Here is a 14882-nt window from a genome sequence, read left to right on the forward strand (position 1 = left end):
GTGTCACTTCTATTGATGTTGCCTAACAAGTAGGACTTTGATTTTTTTGAAATCACATCAACAATAAGTGCTCACACAGATTGTTTGATTAAATTGTTAAAGAGCGTGCCTTTCGGCTAGGCGGCGTATATTACGCGCCTTTCGAACAATGTCAACGTTAATTTTCAACTTTATTTCAAAGCGAACTTCGAAGCGTTTACTGCGTTTATTTTGTTCTCAAACTCGCTGGGTAACTTGCGTTCCGTCCCGTGTCTGTGGGTGCGCATTATAGGGATTAAGATCACATTGGCAAGCGTTTTATTGTAATTAAATGGTTATTTTTACTATTTATTTTAATTCGTTTAAATAACCATCAAATAACACTATTTTTGCTGAATTTTTACTCGCACCAACGTTTACTAGTTTGGTGTTCGATCTTTAAATGGTCCATCACTCTGGCTACCATAAAATCTTGTAATTCTAGAATAGTGGTTGGTTTATGATAAAAACCTGGTGCTAATGGCATTACTGTTGCGCCTAACTCAGATAATGTAAGCATATTTTTCAAATGTAATGTAGAAAATGGCGCTTCTCTTGGCATGACAATCAACTGCCCTCTTTCTTTAAATACAACATCAGCAGCTCTTTCAATAAGATTATTAGACAAACCTTGTGCAATAGAAGCGAGTGTTCCACAACTACAAGGGCAAACAACCATTTTTTTAGGTGCCGAAGAGCCAGATGCTACCGGTGAAAACCAATCTTTCGCTGTTAATGCAACAATCTGCCCTTCTTGACTATTAAAACGAGAAACTAAATATGTATTTAACGTATCAATATCACGAGGCCATTCTTCATCAGCTTCTGTGTTTAGTACGATCTGCGCCGCTTCTGACAACAATAGATATACTTTTACGTTTGCGTCCACCATGGTTTGTAACAAACGTAAAAAGTATCCACTTCCAGATGCGCCTGTTACACCTAAAGTCACGGTATCGTTATATTGCATTGTCATCTTTTTGCTCACTCTATAATCTATCTAATAATTTTTGATGAATATTGCCAAAGCCACCATTACTCATTACTAAGATATGATCATTTGGTTTTGCCTTTTTCACCACTTGTTCAACTAATGTATCTATATCTGTTTCTATCTGTACACGTTTACCTTGTTCATCAAATAATTCTTGCATTGACCACTGAATGTTTTTGTCTTCGAAACAATATACGTGGTCTGCAACATTTAAAGAATTTACTAAAGCTTCTTTATGAATACCTAATTTCATCGTATTAGATCGTGGCTCTAATACAGCGATGATATTTTCATCCCCTACTTTTGCTCGTAATCCGGCTAACGTTGTTTTAATCGCTGTTGGGTGATGTGCAAAATCATCATAAACAGTAATATTATTTACCGTCCCCTTTACTTCCATACGACGCTTGATACTTTTAAACTCAGCCAATGCAGCAATTGATATTTCTGGTGTTACGCCAACATGGCGAGCTGCTGCAATCGCGGCTAATGCGTTATCAATATTATGGTCTCCCATCAATTCCCAGTTAACCAGACCTTGATTTTGTTGGTCTAATTGCACTTGGAACTGTGTGCCATCTTCTTTTACTTTGATAGCTGACCAGTTTTTACCTAGGTATTCCACTTCACTCCAGCACCCCATATGTTTAACCGACATAAGAGCTTCATCTTTATTGGGGATAAATACGCGGCCAGTACTCGGTATACTACGCATCAAGTGATGAAATTGTTTTTTAATCGCATTTAAATCTTCAAAAATATCTGCATGATCGAACTCTAGGTTATTTAATACTAAGGTTCTTGGACGGTAATGAACGAATTTAGAACGTTTATCAAAGAAGGCACTATCGTATTCATCAGCTTCAATAACAAAGAAAGGCGTTTCTCCTAAACGAGCAGATAATCCAAAGTTCTCAGGTACGCCACCAATCAAAAAGCCTGGTTGCATATTGGCGTATTCTAAGATCCATGCCAACATACTAGATGTTGAGGTCTTACCATGCGTACCAGCCACCGCTAATACCCAACGATCTTTTAATACATGCTCTAATAACCATTGTGGACCAGAGATATAAGGGATTTGTTTATCTAATACAGCTTCTACACATGGGTTACCGCGACTCATGGCATTACCAATCACCACTAAGTCAGGTTTGTTATCTAACTGGCTTGGATCAAAGCCCTGAATTAATTCGATCCCCTGTTTTTCTAGTTGAGTACTCATTGGCGGATAGACATTTTTATCTGAACCAGTCACTTTATAACCTAATGATTTAGCTAAGATAGCAACGCCACCCATGAATGTGCCACAAATGCCAAGTATATGAATATGCATGAAACCTCGATATGCCGAATAAAATAGAGATGAGAAAAGATGTTAACAACATATCTAACAAAAAATAAGAGGGAGTAATAACAAATAGCAGGAATTAAACGTACATTAACTTTATCTTAGATAATAAAAAAGGCGAATTCCCTCAGGAAATCCGCCTTAGCCATAAAACAGTAACTAATAAACTAACTGACTTAGCTTATTAGTTGTTTTTTATTCTGCTTCAAATGCAGCTTGTAAGAATGGAATAATTTGCTTCTTACGGCTTACTACGCCGGGTAAATCAAATGTATGATCTACAACGGTGCTGTTCAATGCCTTAGCGACTTTATCTTCATCTTCTGAGATTATAATTGCTACGGTATCAAGTTTATTGATATCTGTTAATAAAACGATGGTTGAGTGATAACCTTTTTCAGCTTGCAAAACGCCCATCTCAGCTAACATGTCTGATTTTTTAGATAATGCTGTATCTAAAGAAGTTAATTCAAGTTGGCCGATTGCTAATTTATCACCCGCCATTTCAAATACTTTTTGATCACGCAAAATTAATTCAGCAGCAGGTACCGATGCGATATCTGATTTAGCTTCAAACTGCGCAGCAGCAAATGCTTCAATATCATCAACGCCAGCGATTGCAGCTAATTCATTCGCAGCAACTTTATCGATATCAGTCGTTGTTGGGCCTTGGAAGTTAACCGTATCAGAGATGATTGCACCCATCATCATTTTAGCTACAGGCGCATCTGGAACTTGGTTATTAAATTTATACATGTTGTATACGATAGTTGCACTACAACCTACTGGCCAAATCCAACACTCTAATGGAGTAGACGTTGTGATATCACCTAATTTATGGTGGTCCACAATACCTAGAATTGTTGCTTTCTTCATGTCTGCAGTACCTTGACCCCAGTCAGAGTAGTCAACAATAAAAATTTCTTCACCCGCAACTTCTGTACGGATTTCTGGTTGTGGCAAACCTGATTGCTCTAACAAGAATAACGCTTCTGGATTTGGCTCACCTTGTAGAGCAGGTGTTGCTGTTTTACCCATTTTATTAAATAAGCTTGCAAGGCCAATAGCACTACAAAGGCTATCACAGTCTGGGTTTTGGTGTCCTAATACGATCATCGTTGTTTCCACATATGTTAGTAAATTAATTTGGGGGGCAGAATACCTGATTCTGTCATTTTTATTAAGTCTAAACAGCCATCTTAATAGAAGATAATAAGCATCTATTAACGACTATACTTACTTTTACTTTGGCTTTAATTATCTAGTCATCTGTTGCTTATTATATAAGTACCAGTTTGCACATCAAGTACTGCTTAATAAATTCGCTAACAAATGATAGCAATTACCCTCCCACTATCGCCCTTTTATAAGCTGAAAATTTAGGTTTACTGACTAATTTTATATAAAGTTTCAAGGGTAACTGGTTTATGTCGATATATTCTAGCGATTTGTGCCAATAATAATTCGGCTGTGGCTAAGGAATCCACCAAGGCATTATGAGCGTTATATTGTGGAAGCTGGTAACGTTTTCTTACAGCGGTTAAACGATTATCTTGAGATAAAGTGTTGCTATCCATTTTATTTGCTAACCATACTTCTATCTTCATGGTAGGCAGATTCAACTATGAAGTGCATAACGACTAAGCAGAAAGAGTCATGCAGACGATTTACTTTATTTGTAAAATAACAGATATGATGGCACAGAAACTATTCGTCTATTTATGAAGAAAAATGCAAACTTATTTACAGGGTTGGGTATACCACTACAAATAACTCTGCATTCATTAATAATATTAATCTAAATTAGAAATACCATCTACCAATACGAACATAATTAAGCAAGGTTCAGTGCCCCGATTAGCCCAAGCATGATTGGTTCCTCGTTGGACAACCGTATCTCCTGTTTTTAGCAATACATCATCTTGTTCTCTATCCATTAGCATCCAAACTTCACCTTTTAAAACTACTGCATAATCAACACTATCAGTTCTATGCATATAAGGGTGGCGAGCATTTTCAACAATATTATCTGACGCGCCCATGGCAGCAAAAGCAGCCTTGCCATCTATATTTTTAATCACTTCTGGATCTTCAGGTAAAAACTCAATAATTCTAAAAACAGTACCATTCTCAGGGGGATGTAATATGAAAGGTCCATCAACTGTCTCTTCAGGCCCGTTAAACTCGGCAGGGCTCGTATCCGTCTGCCATAAGTTAGTCAACGTTACACCAGGCCTAGTTGGGCGCTGTAAAATATTTGTCGCTATTTCATCAGAAACACAAATTGCATTACCTTCATTATCGTGTCCAGTGACTACTCGTCTTATTTGATGTGTCATTATTTAATCTCCTGTGATTTATTTGTTTTTTTCGAAGTTAAAAATAAGGTAAATAGGACAATCCCCCCTATTAAATCAGTTGTCATATCTTGAAGCATTAATGCTAATCCTGCTGAAAATACGATTATTCTGGTGATAAAATTTAAATCTTGTTTAAAGAAGCCAATAATTGAGGCGGCAATTGCAATCACACCAACAATCGCAGTTGAGACCGCTAATAAGATGTCAATCATTGAGCCTCTTAACAGTAACCCTGGGCCATAAAAAAACATGAAAGGTAATATGTAACAAGTAATCCCATAAAAGAACGCGGTCCAACTAACCTTACTGATACTGGCATTAGAAATACCAGCAGCAACGTAGGAAGCAAGTGCAACAGGAGGGGTAATAGTGGAGACACAGCCGTAGAAAAACACGAACATATGAGCAGTTAATAAGTCTACTCCCAACTGAGATAATGCAGGGGCAACAACAGTCGCTAAGATTAAATAGGCAGCAGTAGTTGGTAAGCCCATTCCTAGGATAATCGCCACCACCATTGTTAGTAGTAAAGCCAATAAAGGGACACCACCTGATGTAGCGATGATAATGCTAGATATTTTAGAGCCGAGCCCAGTTATTCCTAATGTTCCTGCAATAATACCCGCAGCAGCACAAGCAGCAGCGATAGGAACTACTGACTTTGCGCCATTCGTAATGGCATTAAAAGATTTACTGAAAAAGGTTTTATCAATTCGACGTTGCCAAATAAGATGGCAAATCAACAATATAACGGTTGAATAAAAACAAGCTTTAAAAGGAGAGAAACCATAAATAATCATCGCAATAAGCGTACCAAATGGAATAATATATTGGCCACCGTGAATCAACAGCTTCAATGTAGATTGATGCTCCTCTGTGTCAGCAGGTATCGGTTTTAAGTCAGCCTTTACCGCCTGCAAATGAACAACAAAGAAGATAGATAGAAAAAACAAACAAGCAGGGATAATCGCGGCTTTCATAATATCAGTGTAAGGAACGCCAATTATCTCTGCCATAATAAAGGCAGCGGCTCCCATCACTGGAGGCATAAGCTGACCACCAGTAGAAACAACCGCTTCGATTGCACCAGCTTGATGAGGTCGATACCCTTCCTTTTTCATCATCGGAATGGTTAATGTACCAGTGACCGCAACATTTCCCGCAGCTGAACCAGAGACCATACCAAGTAATGTTGAAAAAATAACAGCCGTTTTGGCTCCCGCTGCACGCATATTATATGTTAAACGACTGGCAATTTTAAAGAAAAACTCTCCCGCTCCAAACTCAGTTAAAAAAGCACCATAAATCGAAAATAAAATAATATAAGTGGCAGACACTCCCAATGGGATCCCATAAACCCCTTCTGAAGTCGTGGTTAATATTTCAGAGATACGTAATAAAGGGTAACCTCGGCTTTCTAATACACCCGGTAAATAAGCGCTTATAAAAGGATATATAAAGAAGAGCGTACAAATAATGGCTAAAACATTACCGACAGCTCTCCTAGCACCTTCTAACACAAGTAATAAAATAACCACTCCGACCCAAGCATCGAGTAACTCAGTTTCACCTCCTGAAAGAGCAATATCTTGCCAACGAGAAAGCATATAGATACCACTACCGAGTGTGATTAAAGTCAGCACAACACTCAGTACTTTATCTAATGTATTGTCTTTAAAAATTGAAAATGAAGGCTTTGAGATAAACAACAATGCTAACATCATCATTAAATGATAAATGCGGATACTTTGCGTAGAAAGCACAAATAGCCCAGACACATTAGCAAGATGAAACAGACCAATTGAAAATGCAAAAAGCACAATAACAGCTCGCGTTAACTGCGATGTATTAAAATTCATAAAAGATCCTTACAGTAAATGGCTCATCTAAGTAAAATGATGTAGGCGACCATTTACCTTAAAGTCATAAAGTGGAACACAATGAGACCAAACTTAGTCATTTATAAAGGCTATTAAGAATCATTCCTAAGGTTAGCCATTGTGTTTTTTGAGGTTATTTAGCAGTTCACTTTAAATGAGCTTTATTCATTAAAGTAACGTTCTGCACCAGGATGAAGCGGGATTTTTAGTTTGGTCGCATTTTCAACAATAATTTGCTTAGCTGTAGCGTTCATTTGCTTGAACTCATCCATATGTGAATAAATAGCTTTGGTGAGCTTGTAAGCTTTTTCTTCTTCTAACTCGGCTCGTACAAATAAGATATTACTTACACCGAGAGCAGAGCCGTCAGCTTGCATATCGTAAACATCTTTTGTAATTACAATCTCACTATAATTAGGATATTGCTCTAATGCTTTTGCAAGTACCCCAGGAGCAAATTTAATAAACTTTAACTCTTTATTCACTCTGGCTTGTACTACCGCACTAGCTGGGTATCCACTTAATGCAAAAACGGCATCGACATTACCATCTGATAATTGGCTAAACCCATCGGCATAAGAGAGAAAACTAGGTGTAATATCTTTTAATGTTAAATCATGTAAGCCTAAAATTTGTTTTACGAAAGGGATTGTTCCGCCACCAGCTGGGCCTAGCGCTAATTTTTTTCCTTTCAAGTCTGCGACTGTTTTTATATCAGAATCAGCACCTGTAATCATATGTAATACACTGAAATGTAACGGACCAATAGCACGTAACTCCATCGCCCCACTTTTTTTATACGCTCCCATTCCCTTATTTGCTAATACAGCTAAATTATTATTAGTAATACCAACATCGATTTCACCGCTGTTAACTAATTTAGGGTTTTGTACCGACCCTTGTGTGACAACAGGCACCATTTCAAGTCCTTCTGCATGATTAGTCACTAATGTCGAGACGGCCTGACCTACAGGATAAAATGCACCGCCTTGAGTAGCGGTACCAATACGTAATTCTTCAGCAACAGTTGTCTGGCTTATTAGAAATAAACTCGTTAATACGATCGCTACATTTGTTTTTAAATTTCGCATATCTATGATTCCTTTTGCATATAGAGAAATAATTATATGAACTCATATTGTTATTATAAATTACGTTGAAATAGCTTTTTCATTAAAAGCTATTTTGAAAAAATAAGTATTTCCTGTACTGTTATTTATTCCAAAAACCCAATTCTTTATAGGCTTTTATTGCACCTGCATGATATGGAACCACATTATCTTGCACCATATTTTCAGGGTTGTATCGAGCGTAAGCCCCAAATGATTTTTTCAGACTCTCTTTATTCGATACCATTGTTTTTACCATTTCATAAACAACATCATCAGGTACCTTTGCACCTGCAACTAAATAGAAATCGACTTCAATCATATTAGTTGGATTCTCGACAACGCCAGTTTTTGATGCATCAGGCTTAACACTAACAATGCGCGCAGAGGGTAAGTTCGCACTAACTGCCGCTTTAGCTGCTGGGCTATTATCTAAACTAAGATAACGCCAACCATCACTCATCGTAGCCATTGCTTTTTTACCCGCGCCCACATTCATTGGTATTAATGCAGTATCGACACGATTTTCAGCAAGCGCAGTAATGGCAGTTACGAAGTTAGGATTAGGCACTTTTTTGGTTTGGTCAATGGTCATTGATTCAGAGGCTAATGCAGCATTGGAATAAAAATGAAAAGTTCGGCCAGAGTTATATCCTGACGGTACACGTTTATTTTTAAGATCTGAGACAGATTTAATATCTGAATTCAATGGCACAGCAAATGAAGTTTGTGTCGCCACAACAACACCGACTAGTCTCAAATTTTTATTCTCGCGCCCTTCAAAATTTTCTTTACCTAAATAAGCAAAAGTTGCTTCTCCGCCATTAGTAAAACCAAATTCTAATCGACCAGCATTCATCATTGGCAGATAAGTCGAAGAACCGGCATAGGGGGCGACACGATATTGTTTATCTGTTTTTTCTACCATAACCTTAGAAAGTGCAGCTCCTAATGAATAAAAAAGAGAGCCTTGTTGATTGGCACCTATCCCGTAAGTTGCTGCTGAAGCATGATATGAAGCAAGTATGCTTAAGGAGATAAAAGTAGTTTTCATGATATTCATAGCGTTCTCTCTTTTTCAGTTAAGTACTGTGTACAAACACAAAATTGATGGTGAGTATTAGCGTTACTTTATTAATTTAATTTATTTTCAACTCGTTAATTTGGTGGTTACGGTGTAATCGGTATAATAGAAATACCCCGATAAAAATTGCTAAAATAGCGGGGATAAACTGCATATCTAGCCATGTAGGTGGCATAATAATAACCATACCAAGTACTAGCATTGGTAAACGCATTCGATAAGTTAAGTGCCCAGCAAAATAACCGACCGCTGATACAGAAATAAAATGAACCCCAATGACCGCAATGACAAAGGTAACGCCAATATCAAATGCGCTAGCATTCATAAGTAATGCAGGAGTAGATATAAAAAGTAGTGGCACCACATAAGCAAGCCATCCTAGTTTCATTGCCTCAAAACCTGTTTTCATCGGTTTATCACCAGTGATACTTGCGGCTGCAAAAGAAGCGAGAGCAATAGGCGGAGTGATCATCGACATCATGCCAAAATATAAAATAAACATATGAGCAGATAAAGGCGTTATGCCTGTTTCTATTAATGCAGGTGCAACCAATGCGGCAAGTAAGACGTAAACGCCAGTTGTTGGCATTCCCATCCCTAACAAAATACAAACGCCTGCAGAAACCGCTAATAAAAGAGAAATATGACTAGCACCTAGTTGTACTAAAGATAAGGTTAAGGCGAAGCCACCTGATGAAATATTTAATAAACCAATAACTAAACCTGCACCAGCAACTATCATAATCAGTTCCATGACCGTCTTACCAGTATCTGGAAATGCAAAGAGCATAGATTGAGTATTTAGTTTTTGTCCTTGGTAGCTTCTTATAGAACCAAGAATCATAATAGAGATTGATGCGTATAATGCAGATAATTCAGCCGAAGCATTATTAACAAACATGGAGTACATCAGCACAAAGAATGGAATAACAAAGTGCCAACCTTCGATCAAAACATCTAACACCGTTTTATGATCTATTTCTGTTGGGACAATATCATCACGGGCAGCGATTAAATCCACCTGAATAAAAACAGAGATGTAATATAGCAAAGCAGGGATCAAAGCGGCTAATACGACTTCGCTGTAAGGGATTTCTAAAGTCTGGGCCATCAAAAATGCAGCGGCTCCCATAATCGGCGGCATTAATTGTCCACCAGTAGATGCGATAGCTTCAATAGCACCTGACTGTACACCGCTATAACCAGAACGTTTCATTAAAGGTATCGTCATCACTCCCGTTGTGACAACATTTGAAACCGCACTACCAGAAATTGAACCAAAAAGCGCTGATCCTACAATTGATGTCTTAGCTGCACTTCCTCTTCTTTTCCCCATAGAGGCCATAGCAAGGTCAATAAAAAATTCACCGCACCCACTACTAACCAATAATTTACCAAAAAAGATGAATACAATAACAATGCTGGCAATAACACCAAGTGGAGTCCCTAAAATAGCATTAGGATCAAAAGCCATGTACACAACAATTTCATTTAATGTACTTCCCGTCCCCGTTAAAGGGGCTGGAATATACTCGCCGATAAAGGCATAAACTAAAAATAGACTAATAACGCTTAATAATATCCAACCGGTTGTTCTGCGAATGGCATCCAACACCAATAACAGCGTAATACCGCCTATTATTTGCATTTCAGTTGTCAGATAGGGAAAATCCATTTGAAATCGCTGATAGTTAACACTAATCCATAGAAAAACAGCAACTGACACTAAAGCGAGAAACTTCGTTAGCATTTTTTCGGCTTTAACGTCAGATTTGTCAGATAAATAGACTAACGAACACCCTACCCCTAAAAGTACAGCTAAATATTGAACACGGGCAATCTCTAAACCAAGTATCAATGGAGCTTGGATAGCCCATAAAATACTTAACATTGGAATAATAGCTGCAATGATAGTTATAAGGTGTTTATTAATCATTATCACTCTCTTTAAATCGTTAGACATTAAATTATCAAATCACGATAAGTCCTTAATCAATGAAGATGAAATACTCAAGGTTATTCGTCTTCTATTGTATTTCTTAATACCCCTAGACCCTTGGCTTTAACTTCGACAACATCTCCAGGCTTCATATATACCGGTGGCGTTCTTACATAACCGACGCCAGATGGTGTACCAGTGATAATCACATCACCAGGTAATAGCGTCATACATTCACTTAATATTTCAATGAGTTTAGCCATTGGGAAAATGAAGTCTGAAGTGCTAGCGGTTTGCATTAATTCTCCATTGAGGCGGGTTTCTAACTGCACTCCGTCCATGCCTAAAGGTAATTCATCAGCGGTCACAAATTCAGGACCAAATGCCCCTGTGCCATCGAAATTTTTTCCGATAGTCCATTGAGAACTCTTGCGTTGATAGTCTCGAATCGTTGCATCATTAAACAAAGCGTAACCAGCAATGCAATCTAAGCCATCTTGCTCTTTAACATGTCTCGCTTCTTTACCAATAATTGCTGCGATCTCACCTTCATAATCTAATTTATCTGAACATTTTGGACGAATAATTGGCTGTTCATGTCCAATTAATGATTCAGAACAACGAAGGAATATCTCAGGATAAGTTGGAGGCTGAACACCACCTTCAATTGCATGAGCAGCATAGTTACGACCAATACAAATAATTTTAGGCGGATGTTGAATAAGTGGTGTGAAACACAAATCTTTAGTTAAATGCTTGGCCTCTTGTGGGGCATGATCTATAAGAGAGCTTAGTTCTTGTTGAATATCTAAACCGGACTGAAGCAGGCTTAATAAATCTTTAGGTAGTTCTTTTCCAGCAATATTAATATCAATAACCTCATCGCCCATTTTAATACCGATATGGTTCTTCCCTTCACATTCAAACGAGACAATTTTCATACTGATTCCTTAATTGTTAATGGATTGTTATTTTAGAACTAAATAAAATATAGATAATTACAAAATAATTTCAATAAAATCGTTATTTTTATGTGAGGTGGTGCAATATCTATTTAAATGTGTATTATTTGTTAAATAATTCACCATAAATAAAATAAGAGAGGGTTTAATGAGTGATTACTATGTAAAAAATTTAGCAGTCTCATTACCACTGAAAGATGCAGTGGCTATTATTGATAACGCTATCGAAATAGGACATCAGCACGGTCTATTGCCATTAACAGTAGTGGTACTCGATGTAGGTGGAAATATTATCGCTATCAAACGTGAAGATGGCTGTGGAATCATGCGAGTAGATATTGCAGCAGGTAAAGCATGGGGTGCGCTTGGTATGGGAATATCGAGTCGTGAAATTAGAGATAGATTAGCTGATAGACCCTCATTTCAAGCGGCTCTTGCGAGCACATCTCAAGGACGTTTTGTGCCAGTACCAGGCGGTGTTTTAATTTGTAATGAAGAGACTGAAGTTATTGGGGCGGTTGGTATCAGTGGAGATGCATCAGATAAAGACGAATATTGTGCCATAGCGGCAATTAATACCACTAAGTACTTATCTCATCCTGAGAAGCCTAATGATAAATGGCAAAATGCAGGGTTATAAAAGCCAGTTAATCCCCTTAACATTAATTAATCGGTCTATTTTACTTGTTAAAGTCATTTAATGTAGTCGGTATAACATGCAAGAAAGAGCACTATCATCAATGCAATTATTCTATTTTATTTACATAATTTGCATTGATGATGTAATCACCTGATAACTTAGCGCCAAACATTAAGATTATTTTTTTCCAATAAAGAAACTAAGAAGTTACTCGTTGAATTATAATGCTTAATAAGCAATTCCGAAGCAAGATCAGCATCTCTCTCTATCGTCGCATTCAATATTTTTGAATGTTCGTCAGAAACATTTCTTGATTTGTAATTTTTTGTTCTTTCCGCTAAAAAACGATAGCGAATATTTTGATCATAGAGCTGATTAGAGTATTCGAAAAGAATAGGACTATTACATTCTCCAATCAACGCCATGTGAAATGCTTTATGCATACACTCCCAAGACGAAAAGTCTTCAATATCAGCACGACTTAACCGATGATGCAGCACCACTAAATTTTCTTCCCATTGGCTATCACCAAACTCAATACTTTTTCTTAAGGCTAAGTCATCAAGTTTACAGCGTAACAATAATATTTCATTGAAGTTTTCTTTACTCATCAGTGCAACACGAAAACCACGCTGATCGATGCGGTCAACGAGGCCATCTGATGTTAATAAACTGAGCGCTTCTCTAATTGGAGAAGCACCGATATCAAGCAATATTTTGAGTGATTCTATTTTCAACTTTTCACCAGGAGAAAATTCACATTGTAATATTTTTGTTCTTAATTGATGGTAGACGCGATTAATTGCTGTTTTACCATTTTGACCATTCATATTTTCATCCATAAATTACAACCTTACTCTTTTAATGAATAACTACTAACTCAAGAAAATTAACTTTCAGAGCGTTTTGATAAAAGTAAGGCTATCTTGCAAACTTTAAATTTAACGTTATTTGATAAAAAACATTATATTATAGCCACTTTGATTTGTTTTACTTATTATTATCTTATCTAGATAAAAAAGTATCATTATAATCATTTCTAAGTTGAGCTTTTTGAACTTTCCCCATTGTATTTCTAGGTAATTCTTTCACAAAATAGAGCTTTTTAGGCCGTTTGAATTTAGCAAGCACCTCTTGTGTTTGCTTTATAATATTATCAACTAACACACTTTCTTCTAATTCTCCCACAATCACCGCAACCACAGCTTCTCCAAAGTCAGGGTGTGGTAATCCAATGACAGCAGACTCTTTAACACCAGCAATATCATCAATGACCACCTCTATTTCTTTAGGATAGACATTATAGCCACCAGAAATAATGAGATCTTTTGAGCGTCCAACAATAGAAATATAACCATTTTCATCACAGACACCTAGGTCACCCGTTATAAACCAACCTGAGCTGCGAAGTTCTTCAGCTGTTTTTTCAGGCATTTTCCAATAACCTGAAAATAAATTAGGTCCTTTTACTTCAATTGAGCCTATCTCACCATTAGGCAGTGTTTTGCCAGTCGTTGCATCACATATTTTAATTTCAACACCCGGTAAAGGAAAGCCAACAGTGCCAGGTCTTCTTTCTCCATGATAAGGGTTTGAAGTGTTCATATTAGTTTCTGTCATACCATAACGTTCAAGAATCGCTAATCCGGTTTTTTCCTGCCAAAGCTGATGGGTTTCACTTAATAAAGGCGCAGAGCCAGAAATAAATAGACGCATTGAAGACACCGAGTGCTTATTTAAATCTTCATGTTGCAACAGGCGAACATAAAAAGTAGGTACCCCCATTAATACGGTTGAAGAGGACATTTTCTCCATTATTTTATCCGCGTTAAAGCTAGGTAAAAATTGAAGGTGAGATCCTGCACATAAGGTGATATTAATGGCTACAAATAACCCATGTATATGAAAGATAGGTAAAGCATGAATAAGACTATCTTCACGAGTAAATTGCCAATAATCGACAAGAGTAAGCGCATTAGAAGCCAATGCACCATGGGATAGCATTGCCCCTTTTGAACGGCCTGTTGTACCTGAAGTGTAAAGAATAGCAGCCAAATCTTCAGATGATCTCGCCACCTCAACGTAAGCCATCTCTGTTTTACTTAATTCATCAAATAAAGACCCTTCTAAGCCATCTTTAGACAGTGTAAATAATGCTGATACGTTAGATTTTTCAGCCACACTTTTAAGTGTATCCACCGAACCAGGGTCACAAACCAATACCGTCGGTTGAGCATCATTTAAAAAGTATTCGATTTCACTTTCCATATAATCAGTATTAAGAGGAAGAAAAATACCACCAGCTAAAATAGTACCGAGATACAACTCGACAGCGGTAATCGACTTTCCAACTTGAACAGCAACTCTGTCACCCGCTTTAACACCATTAATTTGAAGTACAGCAGCTATTTTTTCTGCATTAGAAAATAATAATTCATAGGTGACTTGAGTGTCATTAGGTAATGTTGCAAAGACGTTTTGCTCATAACCTAAGCTTGATTTTCTTAATGTATTGGCTAGGTAATTAGTTTTGTACATATTCATC

Annotated in this window: 13 protein-coding genes; 1 reads left to right on the forward strand and 12 read right to left on the reverse strand. The window is 37.3% G+C overall.

Features of this window, described 5'->3' with window-relative positions; translation table 11 throughout:
• Positions 1 to 379: 379 nt before the first annotated feature.
• The 10 genes from AC0L3W_RS08850 to AC0L3W_RS08895 all read right to left on the reverse strand — a co-directional run bounded on the left by AC0L3W_RS08850 (position 380) and on the right by AC0L3W_RS08895 (position 11676).
• Entirely contained in the window at positions 380 to 988 is a 609-nt protein-coding gene (locus AC0L3W_RS08850) for a flavin prenyltransferase UbiX (protein ID WP_409440407.1), read from the reverse strand.
• A gap of 19 nt (positions 989 to 1007) precedes the next feature.
• Positions 1008 to 2348 carry a UDP-N-acetylmuramate:L-alanyl-gamma-D-glutamyl-meso-diaminopimelate ligase gene (gene mpl / locus AC0L3W_RS08855; protein WP_290040288.1) on the reverse strand — a complete coding sequence of 447 codons (1341 nt, stop codon included), beginning with the start codon at positions 2346 to 2348 and terminating at the stop codon, positions 1008 to 1010.
• A gap of 210 nt (positions 2349 to 2558) precedes the next feature.
• Positions 2559 to 3479, reverse strand: coding sequence for a manganese-dependent inorganic pyrophosphatase (locus AC0L3W_RS08860; RefSeq protein ID WP_290040289.1), 921 nt, complete (start codon positions 3477 to 3479; stop codon positions 2559 to 2561).
• 269 nt (positions 3480 to 3748) lie between these two features.
• Complete coding sequence (locus AC0L3W_RS08865; protein WP_409439147.1) at positions 3749 to 3970, reverse strand: hypothetical protein; 222 nt, start codon at positions 3968 to 3970, stop codon at positions 3749 to 3751.
• Between the two features lie 186 nt (positions 3971 to 4156).
• The gene (locus tag AC0L3W_RS08870; RefSeq protein WP_409439146.1) at positions 4157 to 4702 is read right to left on the reverse strand and encodes a cupin domain-containing protein; all 546 of its coding nucleotides are present in this window, start codon (positions 4700 to 4702) and stop codon (positions 4157 to 4159) included.
• Complete coding sequence (locus AC0L3W_RS08875) at positions 4702 to 6582, reverse strand: TRAP transporter permease (RefSeq protein WP_409439145.1); 1881 nt, start codon at positions 6580 to 6582, stop codon at positions 4702 to 4704. The genes AC0L3W_RS08870 and AC0L3W_RS08875 overlap by 1 nt, the downstream gene beginning before the upstream one ends.
• Positions 6583 to 6764: 182 nt before the next feature.
• The gene (locus AC0L3W_RS08880) at positions 6765 to 7694 is read right to left on the reverse strand and encodes a TAXI family TRAP transporter solute-binding subunit (protein ID WP_409439144.1); all 930 of its coding nucleotides are present in this window, start codon (positions 7692 to 7694) and stop codon (positions 6765 to 6767) included.
• Positions 7695 to 7815: 121 nt separating this feature from the next.
• Positions 7816 to 8775, reverse strand: coding sequence for a TAXI family TRAP transporter solute-binding subunit (locus tag AC0L3W_RS08885; RefSeq protein ID WP_409439143.1), 960 nt, complete (start codon positions 8773 to 8775; stop codon positions 7816 to 7818).
• Positions 8776 to 8851: 76 nt separating this feature from the next.
• Positions 8852 to 10732: a TRAP transporter permease gene (locus AC0L3W_RS08890; RefSeq protein WP_409439142.1), complete on the reverse strand. Its 1881-nt coding sequence runs from the start codon at positions 10730 to 10732 to the stop codon at positions 8852 to 8854.
• A gap of 80 nt (positions 10733 to 10812) precedes the next feature.
• On the reverse strand, positions 10813 to 11676 hold the full coding sequence (locus tag AC0L3W_RS08895; protein WP_409439141.1) for a fumarylacetoacetate hydrolase family protein: 864 nt from the start codon (positions 11674 to 11676) through the stop codon (positions 10813 to 10815).
• Positions 11677 to 11845: 169 nt separating this feature from the next.
• On the opposite strand from AC0L3W_RS08895, the gene AC0L3W_RS08900 reads away from it, so the two are divergent.
• On the forward strand, positions 11846 to 12337 hold the full coding sequence (locus AC0L3W_RS08900; protein WP_409439140.1) for a GlcG/HbpS family heme-binding protein: 492 nt from the start codon (positions 11846 to 11848) through the stop codon (positions 12335 to 12337).
• 158 nt (positions 12338 to 12495) lie between these two features.
• Here the strand turns inward: AC0L3W_RS08900 and AC0L3W_RS08905 are convergent, their stop codons facing one another.
• Together AC0L3W_RS08905 and AC0L3W_RS08910 are read right to left on the reverse strand one after the other, a co-directional pair.
• Positions 12496 to 13167, reverse strand: coding sequence for a GntR family transcriptional regulator (locus AC0L3W_RS08905; protein WP_409439139.1), 672 nt, complete (start codon positions 13165 to 13167; stop codon positions 12496 to 12498).
• Between the two features lie 175 nt (positions 13168 to 13342).
• On the reverse strand, positions 13343 to 14875 hold the full coding sequence (locus tag AC0L3W_RS08910; protein ID WP_409439138.1) for a malonate--CoA ligase: 1533 nt from the start codon (positions 14873 to 14875) through the stop codon (positions 13343 to 13345).
• Between the last annotated feature and the right edge of the window lie 7 nt (positions 14876 to 14882).

This window comes from Psychromonas sp. KJ10-5 (assembly GCF_055808325.1).